Here is a 22,028-nt window from a genome sequence, read left to right as displayed (position 1 = left end):
TGATATAAAAATATATTATAATAATATTATGAAAATTTTAAAAATATAAGAAAGAGGTAATACCATGAGAAGCGATATAAAAAAAGGAATAGAGGGAGCTCCAAAGAGAGCATTAATGTATGGAATGGGTCTTACTAGAGAAGAAATTGAAAGACCATTAATAGGTATAGTAAATGCACAAAATGAAGTGATTCCTGGTCATCTTCATCTTGATGAAATAGCAGAAGCAGCAAAAAATGGAGTGAGAATGAGTGGTGGATTACCATTAGAATTTCCAGCTATAGGAGTTTGTGATGGTATAGCTATGGGGCATGTTGGAATGAATTATTCACTTGCTTCAAGAGAATTAATAGCCGATTCTATAGAGGCAATGGCAATGGCACATGGTTTTGATGCTTTAGTACTTATACCTAATTGTGATAAAATAGTCCCAGGAATGTTAATGGCGGCTGCAAGACTTAATATACCAAGTGTTGTTGTAAGTGGAGGTCCTATGCTTCCAGGAAAAGCAAATGGAAAAGTATATGACTTTAACTCTGCAATGGAAGGTGTTGGAGCTTGTAAGGATGGGACAATGAGTGAAGAAGAACTAGAAGTGTTGGCAATGAATTCTTGTCCTGGATGTGGTTCATGTTCTGGGCTTTTTACAGCTAATAGTATGAATTGTTTAACAGAGGCACTAGGTATGGGTATTCCATATAATGGTACTGCTGCTTCACATTCAGGAGAAAGAAAAAGAATAGCAAAGTATGCAGGTATGTATGTTATGGAACTTCTTAAGAATAATATAAAGCCTAGAGATATTTTGACAATAGACGCTTTTAAAAATGCAATAACTGTAGATATGGCAATGGCTGGTTCTACAAATACAGTGCTTCATTTACCTGCAATAGCCTATGAAGCAGGAATAGAACTTAATTTAGATTTATTTGATGAAATAAGTGAAAAAACTCCTTGTTTAACAAAATTAAGTCCAAGTGGTAAGCATCATATCGAAGATTTACATATGGCAGGAGGAATACCAGCTATAATGAATGAACTTTCAAAGATAAAAGGAATAAATTTAGATTGTAAAACAGTAACAGGCGAGTCTATAGGAGAAAACATAAAAAATTGTGAGATAAAGAATGAAGAAGTAATACATACATTAGAAAATACATATAGTAGTCAAGGTGGCCTATCAATTTTAAGAGGTAATCTTGCTGTAAATGGAGCAGTTGTAAAAAAATCAGCAGTAGCAGAGGAAATGTTGATTCATGAAGGTCCAGCAAGAGTTTTTAATTCAGAAGAAGAAGCTGTTAGTGCTATATTTGACAAAAAAATAAACAAAGGTGATGTTATAGTTATAAGATATGAAGGTCCAAAAGGAGGGCCAGGAATGAAAGAAATGTTATCTCCCACATCAGCAGTTGCGGGAATGGGGCTTGATAAGCATGTAGCACTTCTTACTGATGGGCGTTTTTCAGGAGCTACCAGAGGGGCATCTATAGGGCATATTTCTCCAGAAGCTATGGAAGGTGGTTTAATAGGAATAGTTGAAGAAGGAGATATAATTTCTATAAATATACCAGATAAAAAATTAGAACTAAAAGTAAGTGAAGTAGAAATAGAAAATAGAAAATCAAAATTTAAGCCTTTAGAAGCAAAAATAAAGCATGGATATTTAAGTAGATATGCTAAGCTGGTTACATCAGCAAATACAGGGGCAGTTTTGAAATAGTAAATATATTAAAAAAGTAGAGAATATTAAATACTAACAGGATATCTTAAAAAGTTTTTACCATAAATAAGATATCCTATTTTATTGTTTTAAATGTATAAAATATTTTATATCCTACAAAAAAGTAAATTATCTATAAAAGTAAATCTGTATATGTAAGCAAATCTTTATTTTGATATAACATATAAATTTTATTTTGTAGACAATAAAATATGACTCCTAAAAATAAAAAACATATCATAAATATAAATAGATGAGTATAAGCATGTAACTATAAATTAATAATTTAATTTATAGTTTATCACTTTAACTTGTTTATAATTTTTTATATGCAATAAAATTTTTAGGGGGATACATTATGAATAAAAAAATGAAGTTAATTCCATATGAGATAAATGAAAATCTAAGAGGAACAAAGAATAAATTTCCATATGGTATAAAACAAATGAATGCTAAAGGAATGTGGGAAGAGGGTTACACTGGTAAAAATGTTGTAGTTGGTATAATAGATACAGGTTGCGATACATCTCACCCTCTATTAAAAGGAAAAATCATTGGAGGTGCAAATTTCAGTGATGATAGTAATGGAAATAAAAATATATATGAGGATTTTAATGGACATGGAACACATGTAGCAGGCATTATAGCAGCATCTAATTATAATAATGAAGTTATGGGAGTAGCACCAGATTGTAAATTATTAATAGCAAAAGCATTAAATAAAGATGGTATTGGGACATATCAGGGTATAATTAATGCTATCAACTTTGCTGTAAGTAGCAAGGTAGATATTATATCTATGTCTCTAGGAGGGAATAAAGATGATAAAAATCTAAAAAATGCTGTTTTACAAGCAGTAAAAAATAATATTCCTGTAGTGTGTGCAGCTGGTAATAATGGAGATGGGGATTCTAGTACAAGTGAATATAGTTATCCAGCAAGTTATCCTGAAGTAATAGAAGTAGGTGCAATAAATGAAAATTATTTAGTTGAGAAATTTAGCAATTCAAATAGTACAATAGATTTAGTTGCACCAGGAAGAAATATTTTATCCACTTATATGGATAATAAACTTGCTATTATGAGTGGTACTAGTATGAGTGCACCCTATGTAACAGGTTCAATGGCATTGATTAAAGAGTGGGCAAGAGAAGAGTTTGAACGAAATTTTGATGAAGCTGAGTTGTATGCACAGTTGATAAAGTGTACAAGAGCACTTGGTTTGCCTAGAACAGAACAAGGAAATGGTTACTTATATTTAAATCTTTATAAATACAAGGGAAATACTAAAAGATAATCTTTGTTTGCTAATGAAAGATAAGGACTATATATTTACGAAATAAATGATAAAAATTGTTTAATGAGAAATATTATCAATAAGTATTGATTTTTAAAACTGTGCATGATATTATATATTTAGAAAAAATAAAGAGATTTCAAATAAAGAAATCTTTTATTTTTTAAATTCTAGTTAGCTATAGCTAACTAAAAGAATGATTAAAAATATCGTAGGAGGTAAAAATGAATAAAATATATATTGTTTATTGGAGTGGAACAGGAAATACTGAAAAAATGGCAAATTTTGTAGCTGAAGGTGTAAAGTCAAAAGGTAAAATAGCAGAGGTTTTAGATGTAAATTTATTGAAACCAAGCGATTTAAAAGGAGAAAATAAATTTGCACTAGGTTGCCCATCTATGGGAGCAGAACAATTGGAAGAAGGTTATATGGAACCATTTGTATCAGAATTAGAAGCAATGGTATCAGGTAAACAGATTGGATTATTTGGTTCATATGGTTGGGGAAATTGTGAATGGATGAGAGATTGGGAAGAACGTATGCAAAATGCTGGTGCTACAATTATAGGTGGTGAAGGAATCACAGCAATGGAAGATCCAGATGGAGAGGCAGAGGCTAATTGTATTGAATTAGGTAAAATGTTGGCTGAATAAATTTGTATGCTATAAAAATCTAATTTTTAAAAACTAATGATAATATTAGTATACATAACACTAAAAAATATTAATAGCATGATATATGTAATGAATATTTTATAAAAGATAAAATATTTAATATTTTGACTTCAATATACATTCAGTACTGCCAGATAACGATTTTTTATTTGTTATCTGGCAGTATGTTTATTAAGTATAAACTGAATAATCTGAGCTATTTAATCTTATGAAAGTTTTAATAAGTGTTGTAGAAAAATGTAAGGAAAAGGAGTAATAATGTGCTCCATTTATTGTAAAAGAAATATAACCATCAACCTGTACTATCTCTTCAAGATTGTCATAGCCTGATTTTTGTTCAATTAACATCATTTTCAATGTTTCTTTATCTGCATTTTTAATATAGTTTAAATAATTCATACGTCCATAATACGAAGCACGTTGAGGGTTGCATCCTCTTATGCCTTTTGGTGGATAGGTACAAACTGATACTGCTTTTTGTGCGTCTTGTACTGTATTAATAAATGGAAAGCCTATAATATCTGTTCCCATATCCATTATAGCTCTAACAAGAGTAGGGTCACTATTTCCCAATCTAACCAAAGAAGCAGCACCACCAGCATGTGCTGCTATCATATGTTGCTGAATGTCTTTACGGTCTAAAGTTCCATGTTCTCCCTCAATCCATACAAAATCATATCCAGATAATCCTACTAATTCACTTACAGCTGAATCAGACAGTGAAACTGCAATCCCACAAAGTACTTTTCCTGCATTTAAATTTTCTTTAATCATAGTTGCATATTTTTCCATTTATATAATCCTTTCTTTTACAAATTGATTTTTACACTTCAAACTATACAACTTCAACCTAACTTGAAGTCAATACTTTTTATTGAATACTGATTGACTATTATGAAAGGAATTTTTATAATGTTATTATTCATTTAAAAGTTTAGGGAGGTAAAGAACATGCAATATTCCATGACTGAGGTATCAAAAATAACTGAAATTTCTCCATCAGCAATCCGTTTTTATGAAGAAAAAGGTTTACTACTTCCCATCAATAGAAAACCAAGCGGTGTTCGTTACTTTTCAGAAAAGGATGTAGAACGCTTGATATTTATTACAGAACTTAAAATGGCAGGTTTATCTATAAAGAATATATATGAATGTTTTCATTTCTGTGATATGGGAGATGACACAATAGATAAAAGAATTTGCCTATTTGAGCAATATAAACAGAATATTCAAAATAAAATACATGTGTTGGAACATTGTATGGAGCAAATAGATGAAAAAGTAGCTTATCTAAATGAAAAAAAGGCAGTTAAGAAATAATTTTTTGTGCTCTTTTTATAACTATTTCTATTGAGGATAAGTAAATATAGAAAAAGGATACTAGTTTTTGATATTAACTTCTTAGAATTAATGGGTTGATAATAATTAAAATAGTGTGTAGAAAATGAATTAGTATTCCTGTCATTTATACCTGATTTTATGAAGGTTTTTCAACTATGTTGTCTATTTATTTATGTAAAGTCTCGTTTTTAATGATTTTTACACTATATATCAAAATCTAAAATGGGTTTTATTTTATATGATATTTCTCTATGTAATAAAAAAGAAAATTATGATAAGATATATTAATGTAAGTGATAAAAATACTTATGAGTATAAAAGTGAGTATTTTTTTATTATATATGAACAATCTAGATTATGATGTTAAAACATACAGTTATACTTTTTTAATTAGTATGATAAAAATATTAGAATTGAATTGTTATTGCTTGGGGGAAGTAAAAATGTATGAATCAAGAGAAAATTATTTAGAGACAATATTGATTTTGGAGAAGAAAAATGGAGTTGTAAAGTCTATTGATATAGCAAAAGAATTAAATTATAGTAAAGCAAGTGTAAGTAGAGCTGTAGGGATTTTAAAAGAAAGTAGTCTTATTATAATGATGCTTGATGGTGAAATTATTTTAACTGAGAATGGTAGAAAAAAAGCAGAAGAAATTTATGAAAAACATATTTTAATTACTAGATTTCTAATAAATACATTGGGAGTTTCATTCAATATAGCTGAAAAGGATGCATGTAGAATAGAGCATGTGATAAGCAATGAGACATTTGAAAGAATAAAAAAATATTTAGACAAAAACTAAGAGGTGAGCTTATGGAGTATTTTAGTGAGTCGAGTAAATATGAAGTGCAAAAATTTAATTGGGGAGAAGTTACATGGATACATGAGCCATCAAAAACACAATCTAATAGACTTAGTGCTGGAGTTGTAAAATTTTTTCCAGGAAATTGTCAAGAAAAACATTTTCATTTAAGTGAAGAACAACTTTTATACGTGATTCAAGGAGAAGGAATACAAATAATTGATGGTAGAAAGATTAATATAAAGAAATCATCAATAATCTATTGCCCACCATATTCAGAACATGAAATTATAAATACTGGTAAAAATGATTTGATAATATTAATCGCCTATGTTCCCTATAAATTTTCGAGCTTAAAACAATTACCAATCATGTTTTCTGAGAATAATATACAAGAATTAGTTAATATAAATATACTTGAAAATATTGCAAATCAAATATCTAATATATTGAAGCTTAAAATATCTATTTATGATTCAAAACACGAAAAAATATTTGAAACTAATGGAGAAGTTAAATTTTGCGTTACTTGCAAAAATATAAGAACCTGTAATAGAAAACTTAATAAAAATATAAATAACGACAATTTTACTAAAATATATAATTGTGATTATGATGTTTCTAGTCTAGAGATACCTATAGTATTAGAAGAAAATATAATTGGATATATAGAATGTGGAAATTTTATAATATATAAATCTATTGATATAGATAAAAAGTTGTCTATATTATCAAATAACTCAAATATAGATACAAAATATATAAATAAAATTTACAATGAAATTCCATTAAATCCTAAAAGTAGATTATATGTATTAAAAGAAAATTTACTAATGGTAACTGATTTTATTCAGGAAATAGCGAAAAGAAAATTCTTTGAAAACCAACTTAGCATAAAGGATGAGGAAATATTAAAAAATAGAAAAGACAATATAAGGCTTGAAGATGCACTTAAAAAGGCTAATACTAGGCTGTTAGAAGAAAAATGTATTATAAGCCCTATAGAAATTAGTATACTTAATACTGCTGGTGGAGAGTATCCTTATGAATTAGAATTTTCTCTTGAGAAAGAAATTAAAAATATGAATTTAGAAGGTATTTGTAAATTAATAGAGGTAAATAAGAAAATACATAATAATATTAAGAGTATTGTTCAAGAGATGACGCTCATATTATCTAGAACAGTACTTAGAGATTTAGAAGATTTAAATCTTATTTATTATGTAAAAAATAAATATACTAAAAAAATATCACTTGTAAGTAGTGATGAAGACTTATGGAATATATTACTTGAATTTTCTAAAGAATGTATTGATATTAATAGAGACTTTTGGATAAAAGATAAAGTAAATTTAATTGAAAAGATAAACGAATATATACAAAAACATTATAAAGAAAATATAAATTTAAATAGCATATCTGATGTATTTTTTATAAGTCCAAATTATTTAAGTTCTATTTTTAATGAAAAGAATAAAATTTCAATAACTGAGTATATAAATATTCTTAGAATAGAAGAATCTAAAAAATATTTAAAAAATGAAAATATGAGTATAGCAGATATTTGTAAGAAAGTAGGATTTAATAATAGCAGTTATTTTTCACAAATATTTAAAAAATTTAATAATAGTACTCCAAATGAATATAGAAAAAATATATTGGACAATAAAAATTAAAAAGAAATTGTATAGAGTATATATTATAAAGGAGATTGAAATAGAATGTATGGAGGAATTTTATGTTTGTAATTACTTTTTTATGTATAGGGGGTTTTATAGCTGCTTTTGTAGATTCTATAGCAGGTGGAGGTGGGCTTATCAGTATGCCTGTTCTTATGGCTATTGGAGTACCAATACATCTTGCTATTGGTACAAATAAATTTGCAGCATCAGCAGGTTGTATAAGTAGTGCTTATAGATATGCAAAATCTGGCAAAACTAATAATGAACTTTTAAAAAAGCTAGTTCCTTTTACTATTATAGGTAGTATTTTAGGAGTAAAATGTGTATTATCAATAAATGAAAATATACTAAATGTTTTAGTTGTATTAATGATTTTAATAGTGGCAATTTATACTTTTGTTTCTAAAAATTTAGGTCAAGAAGATAGATTTGAAGGTATTAATAAGAAAAATTTGAGATTAGGAATGCTTATGGCATTTATAATGGGATTTTATGATGGTTTTTTTGGACCTGGAACAGGAACATTTCTAACTTTCGGATTTATAAAAATATATGGATATGATTTCTTGCATGCTTCAGCAAATACAAAAATATTAAACTTGACAAGCAATGTAACTTCGTTATTATTATTTATGATAAATGGTCAAGTATATTATAAAATTGCTGTATTGTTTGCATTAGTGATGATAATAGGAGCCTATGTGGGTGCTAAAGTTGCAATAAAAAATGGTTCAAAAATGATAAAACCAATATTTTTAGTAATGGCATTGTTTATGGTCACAAAGCTAATGTACCAGACATTGTTTTAATTAGATAGTTTTAATTCCTATAATTATTTATATATTATATAAAAATCTATAACCATTGTAGTTATATTAGTTATGGCTTTTTTATAGGATACTGATAATTAAAAACTTCAAGTGTTTTGTAGTTTCTAAATGCTCATTATAGTATATATGAGAACATATATTTCACGTTATTTTAAGATTTTTATGAGGTTAATGTTGTATAAATATGAATATATACAAATTTTACAAAAATTCTAATTATCTTCTAATACAGTTCATATATAATACATATGGAAATTGTAATATTATAATAGAAAAGTTATATAGTATAAAAATATAACTTTAATCTATGTATATGAAATATATAATAATTTGTAGGAGGAATATATATGAACATATCAAGAAGAGCTATGAAAATAATTGAACTGGCACAGAGAATTGCTAATAAAAGAGGTGTAACAGTACAAGAAGCTTGGAATGATGCCGTAAGAGAATACAGAGAAAAGTATGAATATGTTGCATAAATAGTGCGCATTATATTTTAAATATAAGAAAGTTTATAAAATAAAAGGACTTAGAGTTTTATTTCTAAGTCCTTTATTTTTTTGAAAGTAAAGTATTTAAATAAAACAATCTATGATTGAGATTGTTTTATTTAAAGCTAGTTTTAGAAATTTATATAATAATTTTCAATAACTATTTAGAAAAAAATCTAAATAGTTATTGAAATGAATAATTAATTATGCTATATTGTATTTAGATGAAATTCTAAATAGAGAGGTGATATTGTTGGGTTTTCCAGAAACGTTTAAAGCTCTTTCTGACCCTGTAAGAAGAGAAATCTTACTTATGCTAAAGAATAACAAGATGTCAGCAGGAGAAATTAGTGAAAAATTTAATATGACAAATGCCACAATCTCTTATCATCTATCTCAATTAAAAAAGGCAGGGCTCATATTTGAAACCAAGTATAAAAACTTCATTTTCTATGAAATAAATACTTCAGTTTTTGAGGAAGTTATGCTTTGGTTTTCACAATTTATGGAGAAGGGAGAAAAAGATAATGAAAAAAATGATAAATAAACAATTTGTTTTATCAACTTTAGTATGTTTTATACCATTTATTGTATCAGTTTATTTTTATAATAGATTGCCAGATCAGGTTGCAATTCATTTTGACAATTATGGAAATCCAGATAATTATGCTCCAAAAGTTATAGCGGCTTTTGGTGTACCATTATTAATGCTATGTATTCATTTATATACATGGTTTAGAATTGAAAATGAACCAAAGAAAATAGGATTTTCAAAAATACTTCAAGGTTTTTCAAAATGGGGAGTTGCTATACTTTCAGTTATTTTGCAAGTAATGATGACTGTGTATTCAATAGGAATTACTTTAGAGACAAATTTTTATATAGGATTATTTTCAGGAATATTGATTTTCTTTATTGGAAACTATATTCCTAAATGTAAACAAAACTATACATTAGGAATAAAATTACCATGGACTCTTAATGATGAAGAAAATTGGAATAAAACACATCATTTAGCTGGATGGATTTGGATTATTGGTGGAATATTGTTAATTATTAATGCATTTATTAATATTCCTTTTTATAATACTTTTGTAATAATTATGATTGTAGTGATACCATTTATTTATTCTTATTTTATATATAAAAGTTCAGCTAAAAATAACTAGGATAGTTATATATTTTTATAAAACTTAGCTAAATCTTATATATTTCAGAGCTAAAACAGACAATTAAAAACTTATTAAGATATTTATCTTAGCTCTGAAATTAATTAACATTAAAAGTAAAAAGTCATCAGTAACTATATATTCTAAGGTCATTTACCAATCAGGATATGCATTATAAATTGAAAATTCATATTTAATATTGAAAATATAAGTATGATGTTATATCATACTCTATAAAAATTATTTATGAACACAGGAGGTAGACATGAATCTTGAAGAAATGAAAGAATATAGAAAATTATATAATAATAAACTAAGTGAAACAGATGAATTTTTTAGAGCCTTTGGAAGTCTTGATGATAAGACTTATTCTGAGGGAGCTATAAGTAAAAAAAATAAAGAGTTGATGGGATTAGCAATTTCTATTTTAAGTCGTTGTGATGAATGCATTTGCTATCATATAGAGGGGTGTGTAAACTCTGAAGCAAGTAAGGCTGAAATTATAGAAGCAATAAAAATAGGTGTAATTGGTGGTGGCTCTATTACATATCCAAATGCAAGATTTGCAATAAAAATCTTAGAAGAACTTAATATATAATTATAGATTTGTTTTTGTAATTAATATTTAATATCTAAGATATATTCTAAGACAGTTTTTTTAATACTGATATAATAAAACCTCTTAGAAAATCAAGTATATCAGAGGATGTATGAGATAAGATTGACGATTAAAAAAAGGAAGTGGTTCTTGGTACTTCATTTATCTTTTTCAACTTTAAGACTTTAGATAAATTTTATTAGATTTAAATATATTGATTGCTTAAAGTTATAATAAAAAATAGATAAACTATATAGTTTATCTATTTTTTATTATAATCTTGTTTAATTGTCAATAGTTAGAATGTTAAATAGAAAGATATATTTCTTCTTTTCAAAAATAATCTTCCTCTATCATAATTGCTATCTCACAGTCATATAATCTTTTTGACAAACTAGTATTATTATGCTGATATTTTTTCTTATTTTTCCTTAATAGGTATTAGTAAATCAAGTTGTATATCTTTTACCTCAAGGTCTGTCTTTTCTATATGGCTAAAATAGTTTAAATGTTCTTCTAAAAGACCACACATATGTTCTTGGTCTTGTAAATCACCTGCAAATTCATATTTCTCACTGTTATTCACCCATTCAAGAAGTGCATCCCATTCAGCAAAATTGCCAAAAGCAATCATATGTGCACCATATAACCCTCCTGCAAATTGCTTTCTTTTAAGTGGTGCCGAAATATCCATATTATCTGGAATTGTCACCCATGCCTCATAACCATGATAGCCTGTTTCATCTATTGGATTAGGATGATTGAAACCATAACGTCTTAAATCTGGTTTAATTTTATTCAAATTGTTTTTACACACGAATTCATCAAGCATTGTATTTGCATGAAGTTCTGGGTCATCACCAATATAATGAGCGGAAGCAATAGTAGTTGGTGGTAGGTATACTATACGTATATCATTGATTTTTGATAGTCTTTCATCTGCTTTATTTAACTTATTCATACCTTGCTCCTCCTTAAAATTAATACTAACAATATTGAGTGATTCAATAGCTGATAACAATGTGTCATTTTCAGAAATAATATTTTTGAATGGTAGTTCTGTAACTTTAATTAATTCTTTGATAAAACAAAAGAGAATATCCTTGATTGTTGAAAGAGCAGTAATTTCCTCGTCTAATTCATTTATATTTTGACGAAAGATGTTAATAGCAGTAACTGCATTTTTATTTTCTAGAATTGTTTGAATTTGACGTAAAGGAATTCGCAATTTACGCAAAAGCATAATCTGCTCAATTCTAGAAATTGCTTCATCATCATAAACTCTGTAAGCATAACCTTCACGACGAAAACTTTTAATTAATCCAATTTGTTCATAATAGCGTAGCATTCTAGTGGATATCCCCATATTTTTAGATACTTGGCTTATAGTGATTGTCTTCATTATACTTCCTCCTTACAGTTTCAGTATAAACTACGACACGGTGTCAAAGTCAATAATTAGACATTATAATTATTTATAACCTTAATTTAATCAGTTTAAATATCTCCTATTACACTTAGCTCTTTGTGAAATTAAATAAGTCTATATAATAACATAAAAGTTTTTGAAATATTATATATCAAAGGCATACAGGCTATTTATTTCAAGCTGTATAATCATCTGTCATTATACTAGATACTGTATTTTACAGGAAAATCAAATATTTGATATGTTTTTTTAGAAAAATTCTACTAATAGCATATAAGTTTGAAACTTTTCTGTTATTAAATATTTTACCTTTTATTTACTTTTAGAAATAAAATAGTTAAGGAATCTTACTTATATATTAAATCTGCTACACAATAAATAATTTTTGTTATTTTTACTGTAAAACTTTTGGAAAGAGAAGTACTGATTTTATTACAGAGTTTTTTACAAATTAAATTGCATATTTTTATTTATAGGGTAGAATAAACTAGTTTTGTTAAGTATTTTGAAGGTAAAATAAAGTCAAAAAAATAAAGGAACTAATTTGTCTAACGTTTATTGGTGAAAAATAAACATATAGAAGTTATAATAAATATATAAAAATGTATGAGAGGTGTTGTATGTTTGGCAAACAAAAGGAAAGTGTTAGATTTCTAGAGTTTAATGATGTAGCAGAGAAGTTTGGAGAGAAAAAAGCTGTTGCAATTTTTGATGCAATAGCTGGAAAAAAATCTAAAGAACATATTATCAAAGACATAGAGAAATTAGTCAAAAACGAAGTGTAGATATTTATAAGGTATATTGAGCTTGAGGGTAGCTCTTTATACCTTCTTTTTTATTGTATAAAAATAATTAAATATTCTAGTATTCATTTAATTATGATTGCATTACTTTTATGTTGACAAGAAAGCGCTTTAAATATATGGTGTATATATTAAAATAAATTTAAATGTAATTATGAAATACAGCTATTGATTCATTTGTTTAGGTTAGGGATTTGTATAATCACTTTCCTAATGAATTTATTGTTCTAAATAAACAAAATAGTCAAATTAGTAATGTGAGGTGAAACTTTATGCCAATTAATTCTTTTGAAAATTATCCTATGAATTGGAAACCAAAACGGCCATTAAGAGGACAAATATTATATAAAGCTATTGCAGAACAATTAGAACAAGATATTGATAATGGAACTTTGTTGCCTGGTACCAAATTGCCACCACAACGTGAATTGGCAGACTTCCTAGATGTAAATGTAAGTACTATTTCTAGAGCCTTTAAAATTTGTGAAAAGAAAGGATTAATAAGTGGGGTGACAGGAAGTGGAACTTTTGTAGCTTATGATATACGGTCAAATTTATTTTTGATGTCAAGTAATAAAATTACATTCATTGAAATGGGTACAATGAATCCTGATTTTGCATTAGAAGAAATGAGTACTTTATTTAAACAAATAACTAAAGAATTGGATTTTAAAACTATATTTCAATATGGACAGAGAGATGGCGCTGATTGGCAAAAAGAAGCTATAGCTAAATTGATTTCCCAAACTGGATTTAAAACCTCAGCTGATAGCTTACTTCCTGCAAGTGGAGGACAAAATGCAATTGTAGCCATTTTGGCAGGGCTATTTCAACATGGAGATAGAATAGGTGTAGACCCATTAACTTACCCTGGAATAAAGACAGCAGCCAAAATGCTTGGAATACAATTAATTCCAATTAAACAAGAAAATGGGGAGATTAGTGAAGAAGGTTTATTATATGCATGCAAGAATGAAAATATCAAGGGAATATATATAATACCAGATTATCAAAATCCCACTACACATATAATGTCAGAGGATGGACGAAAAATGATTGCACATATTGCATCCAAATATAACCTAATTGTTATTGAGGATGCTATTCATGGTTTACTTAATGAAATACATTTGAATCCAGTTGCTAATTATATACCTAATCAGACAATTTATATTACAAGTTTATCAAAAATTCTTGCACCTAGCTTGCGTCTTGCATACATTGCTACACCTAAAAAGTATAGAGAAGCCTTATCAAGTGCTTTGTATAATATTAATCTCTCTCAATCATATTTTTTAACAGAAATAGCTTATCGTATGATTGCATCAGGAGAAGCAGATAAATTAATTGAGGCACGCCGTAAGTCTGCTAGAAAGAGAAATGAGATTGTCAATCAATATTTATCTGAGTATAATATTTTAGGAAATAATGAATGTATATTTAGATGGTTAATACTACCTGATGATATAATGGCTGAAAAACTTGAGTTACAAGCACTCAAAGAAGGTGTACAGGTTTATGCATCTGAGCGCTTTGCAGTTGGAAAAGAAAAACCTATTTCTGCAATAAGAATAGCTGTATGTGCTACAGAAAATATAGAAGAACTTAAATCTGGTTTAAGTGTATTAAAACGATTACTAAAAGAAAAAAGATAATTGTATTGCACACAATATTTTAATTGTGTGTAATTTTTTTTGCTGTTACAATGAAAATATGATAGATAATGGATTTATAAGAATTGACATATATTATTGCCTCACAACAAAAAGTAATTATAAATTAATAGTATTTCAAAATTAATTTATTTTTATTTATATAGTAAAGCTTATATAGTTAATTCAAATCTATTTTTAAGTATAATTGCAATTATATGATTAATCTATTTTATATTTTAATAATACTCAGTGTATTAAAGGTTAAAAGGAGTGATTTATCATGGAAAGAACTCAGCAACTAAGAGAAAGTTTTATTGCTTCTATACCCATATTTTTGGGCTATATACCAATAGGAATAGTAGGAGGAATACTATTGCAGAAATCTGGTCTTTCACCTTTCCAAATAGCATTAATGGTAACTTTGGTATTTGGAGGAAGTTCTCAATTTATTGCAGCTTCAATGATTTCAGCTGGTGCAAGTGTAACGTCTATTGTATTAACCACATTTATTGTTAATTTGAGACATTTTTTAATGAGTTCCAATTTAAATATGTATATAAAAAATAAAAGTCCAAAGTTTATATTGCCATTTTGCCATACCATAACTGATGAAACTTTTGCAGTTAATTATGAAAAATTTACTACTGGAAATTGGACTGATAAAAATGCAATCTATCTCAATTTTTTTTGCCTAGTTTCATCAGTCTTAGCTAATTTTATTGGGGCATTTTTAGGAGAAACAATATCTATAGATAGTTCTATTTCTGGATTTATACTGACCTCTATGTTTATAGCATTAATAGTTTCTCAAATAAAAAACAAGATTTATGTTTTAGTATTTATATCGTCAATTATTATTTCAATTATTTTATATGTATTGTTTAAGAGTAATTTAGTAATTATAGTTGCATCAATTTTAGCCTCTTTAATTGGGTTCTTTGCAGAAGAGGTACATTCGAAAAAGGAGGAATCTTATGAATAATAGTAATTATATATTTTTTATTATAATAGGAATGTACATTGTTACATACCTTCCAAGAGTTCTTCCAATGTTAATTTTTTCGAAAAAGGATATGCCTGAGTCTTTGAAAAAAATAATGAAATTTATACCTGTAGCAATCCTTACTTCTTTAACAGCGAAAGATGTATTTTTTAATGGAGATAATTTATATTTGTCTGTAGTAAATCCTAAAATTATATCTTTTCTAATTGTGCTTCTTGTTGCATATAAATTTAAATCTATTGGAATTTCTATTGTTACAGGTGTGATATCTATATATTTATTTGGATTTATTATGTAATATTTAACTACTGTCATATACAAATTTAAAAATTATAAATATTTATAAATACCTATTGCTTTAGATTTTATTATCTAACATAATTATATATTTTTAGTATTATCTTGTTATGTATTTTAAATTTAATTGATTAATGTTTTACGTACAAATATAAAGAACTTATTGCTCATATATTAACTTTCATATAGTAATAAGTTCTTTTTTATAATTTAAGTTTGTAATTAATTTATAGGTATTTTAATTTAATAGAGAATATTGTATAAATACATAATAAATATAAATGAATTTATTTTATATTTATATAAAGTCATATAGATTCAGTTACTAAGTAAACTTTAGAATAAGGTAATAATAAATTTAACTGGATTATAAATAAAAGTCTAAAACATGTTAATTTTAATCTATAAAAAATTAAATTATTATATAATAATTTTACATAAGTACTGTGATTTATATATGGAAGTAAAAAAATATTACTTGCACCAATTTATATGTATTTGTTGAATATAATAAATTAGGCATTTACTCTAATTGATTTTTTATTACTTTTAAGTTAAACTTTGCATCATTGTTATCCTTATTAGCATACAATGATTTATTTAAAAATTTTTTTGCTTCATCATATTTTTTATTACCCATACACATAACGGCCTTTAAATTATATGCATCACTTAAATCTTTTTTATAATTAGAATTTTTTTTATCTAAATATTTTAAGCAGTTATTAATTGAAATCAGACCATTATCATATTCGTCTAAATTCATATAGTGACATGTTTGTGCATAATAAGCATCTGAATTAGTAGGATCAATGTCAACTGCTTTTTTCAGTAGTAGAGTAGTATCTTTAAGTGCTTTTTTAAGTGTTTTATCTGAAACTATCTCATGTTTTCTAAATTTTAGATATACAACATCAAGGTATCTAGAACTAAGATTTCGTTTGAAATTTTCATGCCATAATAACTTATACTGATTATTTTCAACTATAAGGTACCTATTAATTTTTAAAGACTCACATTTTTTTAAGTAAATATTTTTTATATCATAAGTTTCTTCTAGTTTAACAAGATTTTTATATTCTTTTTTATCATATTTATATTTTTCTATATTTTCTTCTTTTATTAATTTATAACCAATTACTTTTTTTGTCTCAAGTAATACACTTTGATACTCTTTAAACCTTTCAAGGCTAACTTTTTTCTTGGTGTCTTTGCTTAGTAAATCATATGCTGTTTCATAATCTCCAGAATTTACTCTATCACTGTACTTTTTTGCTACTTCACTAGCACTTTCTCTTGGAGAACATCCTGTTAGTAATATTGCAATTAATACTATTAATATTAAGGGTACTCTTTTAATAATGTTCATAATATAATCCTCTATAATTAAATATTTATTAATTTTATTTTATCATCAAACATTAGATAAGTCATCAGCTTTAATATATATGTGAAGTAGATAGTTTAATAAAATGTTGTATATCTTAATTTAGATATATGAAAAATTTCTTATAAACAATTATTGCTTTAAGAAGTTGTACTTATATTACTTTATAGATTTCCTAATAATAGATTTACTTATTTCTTTACTTATAACTATTTTGATTTTATAATATTAGTAATATCTGTTTTATTTATACTAATATTTCTAAAAACCTAATTCTAATAACCAGTTTGTAAGTTTATTTTCTCTTTCCTTTAAATTGTTATTATATTCATTAAACTTTCCTAATATAATTTCTCCAATGATTACACCATCAGACATAAATACTACTCGTTCTGTTTTTGCTGCAACTTTGGCATCATGAGTTACAAGCATAATGGTTGTACCAGAGTTGTTGATATCTAAAAGAATGTCCATCACTTCATTTGTTACTTTAGAATTAAGTGCACCTGTTGGTTCATCTCCAAATAAGATTTCTGGAGTATTAATTAATGCACGACATATAGCTGCTCTTTGAAGTTGACCACCAGAAACCTGAGTAATATCTTTATCTTTGATTTCTGAAATATTTGTTTTCTCCATAAGTGTTTTTGCTCGTTCATTAATTATTTGGCGGCTTTCTTCCTTTCTCAAATAGGCGGAAAGGACTATATTGTCAAAAATATTTAAATTTTTTAGTAAATTGCTTTGTTGAAAGATAAATCCCATTTTTTCTAATCGTATCTTCGATAATTCTTCCTCAGACATACTAGAAATCATTTCTCCGCAGAATGTAATATTTCCAGATGTGAGTTTATCCATACCACTTAAGTTATAAAGTAGAGTTGTTTTTCCTGAGCCAGAAGCTCCCATAACAGATACAAACTCTCCATGTTGAATGGTTAAATCAATTCCTTTTAAAACTTGATGTATATTCTCTTTGCTGATGACATATTCTTTACTAATTTTTCTAGCTTCTATAATATTATTCATAATATACCTCTTATTCTATGATAGACATAATTTTTATTTTTTTGATTGTCATACTAATTGCTGTAATAGTAACAGATACAGTTATAATTAAAGTTATTGGACAAACTATATATACAATTAGTGGATTTGTTATAAATTGTAAATTGGATATACCAGAAAGAAGTAGCCCTGCTATTTTCTGACCAATTGTATTTGATGCAATAATTCCTAAAATAATTCCAATTGTAAGCACTAATAATGCTCTTGCAGTATATTGAGTTCGTATATTTTTAGTAGAAAATCCTAAACTAAGCATAATTGCAATTTGTGATGTATCTTTAGCAATCAGCATTTTGAAAAACATTGCTGTAATAAATCCAGAAATCGAAACAGATAGAATAATAGCTAACTTTATAACAAGTCTTAATTGGCTAATAACAGAGCCTAATGTCTGACTTACATAATCATCCATATTTGTAACTTTTGCAGGATAACAATCCATTCTATACTGATCTAATTTATCTGTTAAATTAACTCCAGGTTTCATATTTAAATTTATGATATACCATAAAATTGTATCTTTTTTGTAAGGTAGCATCGCTTTTGCAGTCTTACCACCATATGTAACATCTTGATAAATGCCACTAACAGTGAGAATTAGTTCATTATCTTCTTCTGAAAAAATGGATAAATTATCTCCAACACTTTTCCCTAGTTCATCAGCATTTATAACAGATAGAGCAATCTCATTTTCATTTGTTGGTGCAGAACCATTTACATATTCAAGTGGAAAAGTTGAAAAATCTCCATTTTCTATTTTCATGTTTTCTATCGCACCATCCTGATTCACTACCTTATAAGAACTCGTTATAAAGGAATCATATTTTTCAACATCATCATCACTTTCAATCACATTCAATATAGAATTAAGATGGTTTTGAGTTTCATTTGTCTGTTGCAAATCAATGCGAATATCGCTTTGACCAGCTCCCATATAAGTAATAAATTCTGGAGACTGAATAGTATTTAGAAAATTAAGTGGTACAATCATGAGGAAGGTGCAGACAGCATAAACAAAGCAGAGTAAGCTATAAATGGTAAATCTTCCAGTTACTTCATTTAATCCTAAAAAGAGATTAACATTTGTTATTTTGCTTTTGTACAGTTTTATATTATATCTGTTTTGTTTAGTGGTCATTGAAGTACCTGTTTTTAATGCTTCTACTGCTGATATTTTATTAAATCTTTTGAGTATTAGATTACAAAAGAATATAACTGCTATAAATACAATAACTGCACCAATTAATGGGATAAAGACACTAAAAGTATTTTTTTCTACTGTACCCATATAAAGATTGATATTCTCTGTAAAAAAAGTTCCAATAAATAATGAGGTTATATAACCAAAAAAACTTGCTAAAGATGCAATCAATAGATATTTTGCAAGATACAACTTTCGGATATTAACACTTTGGATACCAATTGCTTTCATAACACCAATTTCACGATAATCTTCTTCAATAGTTGTAATTAGTGTAAATCGTAAGCATAAAGTAGAAATTATAATAAGTAGAATACTAATTAATATAATAATTGCAACTAAAATTCCATCAGATAATGCATTTAGTACTTGATAAAGAGAATAAGTTATTGATGTTCCTGTTTGTGGAAGATTAGTTGATTGATATAACGTTTCAAATTCACTAATTTTATTTATATCATTTAATAGAAATTCAATAAGGTACTCACTTTCACCTAAGTTAGCATGTAAAGTATTCCAATCATCATTACTGATTAAGAAACGCTTTGAAGTAACAAGGGAAGGGTTCATTTGTACATCACGCACAAAGTCTTTTATTGTAAATTCCATGAAGAAATCACCATTGGCTATTTGTATCTTATCTCCAATATTTAAATTATTTTGTTTCATGTAATAGACAGGAACCCCTATTTCTCCATTTTCTACTTTTAATATAGCATTATTCATGTCTAACAAAAAATCGAACTTACTATTTTGCCTCACAAAACTATTTTCTAAAACACTGTCAGATTGGCTTTTTTTCTCATTTCCTAGAAAAATATTTCTTCCATTGATATTTAGAAGTTCAACCGTTTGTTGTTCTTTTACAGACGGAGTTGAAGATGTAAATTCATTGATTAATTTTTGGTTTAATTCTCCAGAATACATTTGAACATAGTGAGGTGCATGAGATTGTCTAAACAAGGAAGACATAGAACTAGTAAGTTCTATAATGATATTTGTAGCACTAGATACCAACATAGCTGCCAGGAAAATAAATATGAATAATGTGGCTGTTACTACTTTATTTCTTGCTAAATCTTTTTGTAATATTCTTTTTAACATATTTCATCCTCGTTTCTTAAAAATTTTAAAAAATTAAAAATAGCATAAGTATAGCAATGTAAATAACTAAAGTAAGTGAACTGAGTTGAATATAAAAAAACTCAAGAAAGTGTATCATAAGTGATTTTTTTATTAATGTTATATATTGATAAGAGATAACAATAGTTACCACTATTTTCATTAAAATTTTTATTAGTTAGTCTTTATGTACTTTCATAATCATACAAATATATGTAGATTTTATACTTATATCTATTCTATAGACTGACCGTCGGTTTATATTAATGATACAGTGATATACCTTTTTTGTCAAGTAAGCTTTAAAAAATTATGATACCTAAATAGTGTTCAATAATCAAAAAAGAGATATAAGGTATAAGAACCTGTATGAATACACACAAACTTTTTTGTTAATATATATTTATAAAAGTTCCTGTATTAAAGATATAAGAAATTATGAATTTGTCTTTATATCTTCATATTCTTAATATAGAAAAAAGTTTGTTATAAAAAATTATATGTTAGGTAAATTACTATTTTATAGATGATTCATAGAGAATAATACTTTATTTAGTAATATAAAGATATTTTTTATTTATTATTAATTAAAAATTGAATTTATATTTAATTAATATAAAATTTGAGGGAATATTATTTTGTAAATATTTAATTTGTGTTATTATTCAGATATAGGCAATATTAGATAAATCTAATGACGCAAAGCTATAGGGACTAAAATCTTTATATAATAAAGGTCATGTCAGCCAGTTGCCAAAAAGATAATAATTCTTTTTGTTAAATTTATTTTTTAAGAGTTAGGTATTTTTAATAACTTAAAATTTGGCAAGAGGAGGATTTTAAATGATATCTGAATTAATGTTAAAAAACTTTGATGAATCTAACATCAATTTTAAGACTAAGATTAAATTGAATTTAAGAGAGAAACCAGATATAAACAGTATGAAATTAAAAAGCATACCAGAAGGAAAAATGGTTAAGTTAAATTGTGTAAATGGAAAATGGGCAGAAGTTGAAAGTAATTATGACAAAGGTTGGTTACTATATAAATATTTAGAGAAATTGAGCAATGCTAAAAGTAATAATATTCTAGAAAACAGAAAAAGAAATTACATAGGAAATATAAAAACTAATGGTTTAAATCTAGAATTAAGAAATGACAGAACAACAGATTCAAAAATAATAACTACAATTCCTGATGGTTTTAAAGTTGAAGTCTGTTATAGTGTTGGAAAATGGACAAGAATCAATATTCACAAAAATGGGAAAAGATATTCTGGATATGTATATAGTCAGTATGTAGAAGAATATTCGACTTTGACATAATCATATATAATAAACTTTATAAAAAAGAATCCTAATAAATGCAAGATGTCATTCATAAGGGTATATGAAAATATATTGAGAAAAAAGTTTTATACAATAGTTAAAGGTAATAACTAAAAATGAATA

Annotated in this window: 21 protein-coding genes and 1 riboswitch; of the genes, 16 read left to right on the top strand and 5 right to left on the bottom strand. The window is 26.4% G+C overall.

Features of this window, described 5'->3' with window-relative positions:
• Nucleotides 1-64: 64 nt before the first annotated feature.
• The 3 genes from ilvD (at nucleotide 65) to IC758_RS10655 (ending at nucleotide 3,670) form a co-directional block, all read left to right on the top strand.
• Entirely contained in the window at nucleotides 65-1,720 is a 1,656-nt protein-coding gene (ilvD, locus tag IC758_RS10665; protein ID WP_227860403.1) for a dihydroxy-acid dehydratase, read from the top strand.
• Between the two features lie 358 nt (nucleotides 1,721-2,078).
• The gene (locus IC758_RS10660; protein WP_227834315.1) at nucleotides 2,079-3,017 is read left to right on the top strand and encodes a S8 family peptidase; all 939 of its coding nucleotides are present in this window, start codon (nucleotides 2,079-2,081) and stop codon (nucleotides 3,015-3,017) included.
• Nucleotides 3,018-3,241: 224 nt separating this feature from the next.
• Nucleotides 3,242-3,670: a flavodoxin gene (locus IC758_RS10655; protein WP_227834316.1), complete on the top strand. Its 429-nt coding sequence runs from the start codon at nucleotides 3,242-3,244 to the stop codon at nucleotides 3,668-3,670.
• A gap of 192 nt (nucleotides 3,671-3,862) precedes the next feature.
• On the opposite strand, the gene IC758_RS10650 is transcribed toward IC758_RS10655, so the two are convergent.
• Nucleotides 3,863-4,483, bottom strand: a complete 621-nt coding sequence (locus IC758_RS10650) for an HpcH/HpaI aldolase family protein (protein WP_227834317.1) — start codon at nucleotides 4,481-4,483, stop codon at nucleotides 3,863-3,865.
• 159 nt (nucleotides 4,484-4,642) lie between these two features.
• Between IC758_RS10650 and IC758_RS10645 the strand changes: the two genes are divergently transcribed.
• From IC758_RS10645 to IC758_RS10615, 8 genes are all read left to right on the top strand, one after another.
• Nucleotides 4,643-5,011 carry a MerR family transcriptional regulator gene (locus tag IC758_RS10645; protein WP_227435089.1) on the top strand — a complete coding sequence of 123 codons (369 nt, stop codon included), beginning with the start codon at nucleotides 4,643-4,645 and terminating at the stop codon, nucleotides 5,009-5,011.
• Between the two features lie 464 nt (nucleotides 5,012-5,475).
• Nucleotides 5,476-5,838 (top strand): metal-dependent transcriptional regulator, encoded by a 363-nt coding sequence (locus IC758_RS10640; RefSeq protein ID WP_227435091.1) that lies wholly within the window; start codon nucleotides 5,476-5,478, stop codon nucleotides 5,836-5,838.
• A gap of 11 nt (nucleotides 5,839-5,849) precedes the next feature.
• The gene (locus IC758_RS10635) at nucleotides 5,850-7,514 is read left to right on the top strand and encodes a PocR ligand-binding domain-containing protein (RefSeq protein WP_227834318.1); all 1,665 of its coding nucleotides are present in this window, start codon (nucleotides 5,850-5,852) and stop codon (nucleotides 7,512-7,514) included.
• Nucleotides 7,515-7,576: 62 nt separating this feature from the next.
• Nucleotides 7,577-8,329, top strand: coding sequence for a sulfite exporter TauE/SafE family protein (locus IC758_RS10630; RefSeq protein ID WP_227435094.1), 753 nt, complete (start codon nucleotides 7,577-7,579; stop codon nucleotides 8,327-8,329).
• A 368-nt stretch (nucleotides 8,330-8,697) separates the two neighbouring features.
• Complete coding sequence (locus IC758_RS21020; RefSeq protein ID WP_255287792.1) at nucleotides 8,698-8,832, top strand: hypothetical protein; 135 nt, start codon at nucleotides 8,698-8,700, stop codon at nucleotides 8,830-8,832.
• Nucleotides 8,833-9,097: 265 nt separating this feature from the next.
• Nucleotides 9,098-9,391 carry an autorepressor SdpR family transcription factor gene (locus tag IC758_RS10625; protein WP_227435096.1) on the top strand — a complete coding sequence of 98 codons (294 nt, stop codon included), beginning with the start codon at nucleotides 9,098-9,100 and terminating at the stop codon, nucleotides 9,389-9,391.
• The gene (locus IC758_RS10620) at nucleotides 9,372-10,013 is read left to right on the top strand and encodes an SdpI family protein (RefSeq protein ID WP_227823968.1); all 642 of its coding nucleotides are present in this window, start codon (nucleotides 9,372-9,374) and stop codon (nucleotides 10,011-10,013) included. Before IC758_RS10625 ends, IC758_RS10620 begins: the two co-directional genes overlap by 20 nt.
• Nucleotides 10,014-10,278: 265 nt before the next feature.
• Entirely contained in the window at nucleotides 10,279-10,611 is a 333-nt protein-coding gene (locus IC758_RS10615) for a carboxymuconolactone decarboxylase family protein (protein ID WP_227435101.1), read from the top strand.
• Nucleotides 10,612-11,032: 421 nt separating this feature from the next.
• Here IC758_RS10615 and IC758_RS10610 read toward each other — a convergent pair whose 3' ends face one another.
• Nucleotides 11,033-12,013, bottom strand: a complete 981-nt coding sequence (locus IC758_RS10610; protein ID WP_227834319.1) for a MerR family transcriptional regulator — start codon at nucleotides 12,011-12,013, stop codon at nucleotides 11,033-11,035.
• A gap of 647 nt (nucleotides 12,014-12,660) precedes the next feature.
• On the opposite strand from IC758_RS10610, the gene IC758_RS10605 reads away from it, so the two are divergent.
• The 4 genes from IC758_RS10605 (at nucleotide 12,661) to IC758_RS10590 (ending at nucleotide 15,799) form a co-directional block, all read left to right on the top strand.
• On the top strand, nucleotides 12,661-12,825 hold the full coding sequence (locus IC758_RS10605) for a hypothetical protein (protein ID WP_227435106.1): 165 nt from the start codon (nucleotides 12,661-12,663) through the stop codon (nucleotides 12,823-12,825).
• 290 nt (nucleotides 12,826-13,115) lie between these two features.
• Entirely contained in the window at nucleotides 13,116-14,498 is a 1,383-nt protein-coding gene (locus IC758_RS10600) for a PLP-dependent aminotransferase family protein (RefSeq protein WP_227482619.1), read from the top strand.
• A 280-nt stretch (nucleotides 14,499-14,778) separates the two neighbouring features.
• Nucleotides 14,779-15,480 (top strand): AzlC family ABC transporter permease, encoded by a 702-nt coding sequence (locus IC758_RS10595; protein WP_227435109.1) that lies wholly within the window; start codon nucleotides 14,779-14,781, stop codon nucleotides 15,478-15,480.
• Nucleotides 15,473-15,799, top strand: a complete 327-nt coding sequence (locus tag IC758_RS10590; RefSeq protein ID WP_227435111.1) for an AzlD domain-containing protein — start codon at nucleotides 15,473-15,475, stop codon at nucleotides 15,797-15,799. The genes IC758_RS10595 and IC758_RS10590 overlap by 8 nt, the downstream gene beginning before the upstream one ends.
• A gap of 522 nt (nucleotides 15,800-16,321) precedes the next feature.
• Here IC758_RS10590 and IC758_RS10585 read toward each other — a convergent pair.
• The 3 genes from IC758_RS10585 to IC758_RS10575 form a co-directional block, all read right to left on the bottom strand.
• Complete coding sequence (locus IC758_RS10585; RefSeq protein WP_227823965.1) at nucleotides 16,322-17,167, bottom strand: tetratricopeptide repeat protein; 846 nt, start codon at nucleotides 17,165-17,167, stop codon at nucleotides 16,322-16,324.
• Between the two features lie 279 nt (nucleotides 17,168-17,446).
• On the bottom strand, nucleotides 17,447-18,214 hold the full coding sequence (locus IC758_RS10580; RefSeq protein WP_227482621.1) for an ABC transporter ATP-binding protein: 768 nt from the start codon (nucleotides 18,212-18,214) through the stop codon (nucleotides 17,447-17,449).
• Between the two features lie 10 nt (nucleotides 18,215-18,224).
• Nucleotides 18,225-20,558, bottom strand: coding sequence for an FtsX-like permease family protein (locus IC758_RS10575; protein WP_227834321.1), 2,334 nt, complete (start codon nucleotides 20,556-20,558; stop codon nucleotides 18,225-18,227).
• Between the two features lie 682 nt (nucleotides 20,559-21,240).
• Nucleotides 21,241-21,334, top strand: a riboswitch (cyclic di-GMP riboswitch).
• Between the two features lie 85 nt (nucleotides 21,335-21,419).
• Here IC758_RS10575 and IC758_RS10570 point away from each other — a divergent pair.
• Nucleotides 21,420-21,902 carry an SH3 domain-containing protein gene (locus tag IC758_RS10570; protein ID WP_227834322.1) on the top strand — a complete coding sequence of 161 codons (483 nt, stop codon included), beginning with the start codon at nucleotides 21,420-21,422 and terminating at the stop codon, nucleotides 21,900-21,902.
• Nucleotides 21,903-22,028: the final 126 nt, after the last annotated feature.

The sequence above is a fragment of the Clostridioides sp. ES-W-0016-02 genome, assembly GCF_020641035.1.
In the GTDB taxonomy this organism is placed as follows: Bacteria; Bacillota; Clostridia; order Peptostreptococcales; family Peptostreptococcaceae; genus Clostridioides.
Note: the sequence above shows the minus strand (reverse complement) of the source record. Positions and strands in the feature narration are given on the sequence as shown.

What these genes read in the sequence shown, in the direction of transcription:
- IC758_RS10645 (WP_227435089.1), top strand. Translation starts at nt 4,643, where the DNA reads ATGCAATATTCCATGACTGAGGTATCAAAAATAACTGAAATTTCTCCA.
- IC758_RS10585 (WP_227823965.1), bottom strand. Translation starts at nt 17,167, where the DNA reads ATGAACATTATTAAAAGAGTACCCTTAATATTAATAGTATTAATTGCA.
- IC758_RS10580 (WP_227482621.1), bottom strand. Translation starts at nt 18,214, where the DNA reads ATGAATAATATTATAGAAGCTAGAAAAATTAGTAAAGAATATGTCATC.
- ilvD (WP_227860403.1), top strand. Translation starts at nt 65, where the DNA reads ATGAGAAGCGATATAAAAAAAGGAATAGAGGGAGCTCCAAAGAGAGCA.
- IC758_RS10595 (WP_227435109.1), top strand. Translation starts at nt 14,779, where the DNA reads ATGGAAAGAACTCAGCAACTAAGAGAAAGTTTTATTGCTTCTATACCC.
- IC758_RS10635 (WP_227834318.1), top strand. Translation starts at nt 5,850, where the DNA reads ATGGAGTATTTTAGTGAGTCGAGTAAATATGAAGTGCAAAAATTTAAT.
- IC758_RS10600 (WP_227482619.1), top strand. Translation starts at nt 13,116, where the DNA reads ATGCCAATTAATTCTTTTGAAAATTATCCTATGAATTGGAAACCAAAA.
- IC758_RS10620 (WP_227823968.1), top strand. Translation starts at nt 9,372, where the DNA reads ATGAAAAAAATGATAAATAAACAATTTGTTTTATCAACTTTAGTATGT.
- IC758_RS10615 (WP_227435101.1), top strand. Translation starts at nt 10,279, where the DNA reads ATGAATCTTGAAGAAATGAAAGAATATAGAAAATTATATAATAATAAA.
- IC758_RS10590 (WP_227435111.1), top strand. Translation starts at nt 15,473, where the DNA reads ATGAATAATAGTAATTATATATTTTTTATTATAATAGGAATGTACATT.
- IC758_RS10660 (WP_227834315.1), top strand. Translation starts at nt 2,079, where the DNA reads ATGAATAAAAAAATGAAGTTAATTCCATATGAGATAAATGAAAATCTA.
- IC758_RS10575 (WP_227834321.1), bottom strand. Translation starts at nt 20,558, where the DNA reads ATGTTAAAAAGAATATTACAAAAAGATTTAGCAAGAAATAAAGTAGTA.
- IC758_RS10650 (WP_227834317.1), bottom strand. Translation starts at nt 4,483, where the DNA reads ATGGAAAAATATGCAACTATGATTAAAGAAAATTTAAATGCAGGAAAA.
- IC758_RS10605 (WP_227435106.1), top strand. Translation starts at nt 12,661, where the DNA reads ATGTTTGGCAAACAAAAGGAAAGTGTTAGATTTCTAGAGTTTAATGAT.
- IC758_RS10640 (WP_227435091.1), top strand. Translation starts at nt 5,476, where the DNA reads ATGTATGAATCAAGAGAAAATTATTTAGAGACAATATTGATTTTGGAG.
- IC758_RS10610 (WP_227834319.1), bottom strand. Translation starts at nt 12,013, where the DNA reads ATGAAGACAATCACTATAAGCCAAGTATCTAAAAATATGGGGATATCC.
- IC758_RS10630 (WP_227435094.1), top strand. Translation starts at nt 7,577, where the DNA reads ATGTTTGTAATTACTTTTTTATGTATAGGGGGTTTTATAGCTGCTTTT.
- IC758_RS10655 (WP_227834316.1), top strand. Translation starts at nt 3,242, where the DNA reads ATGAATAAAATATATATTGTTTATTGGAGTGGAACAGGAAATACTGAA.
- IC758_RS21020 (WP_255287792.1), top strand. Translation starts at nt 8,698, where the DNA reads ATGAACATATCAAGAAGAGCTATGAAAATAATTGAACTGGCACAGAGA.
- IC758_RS10570 (WP_227834322.1), top strand. Translation starts at nt 21,420, where the DNA reads ATGATATCTGAATTAATGTTAAAAAACTTTGATGAATCTAACATCAAT.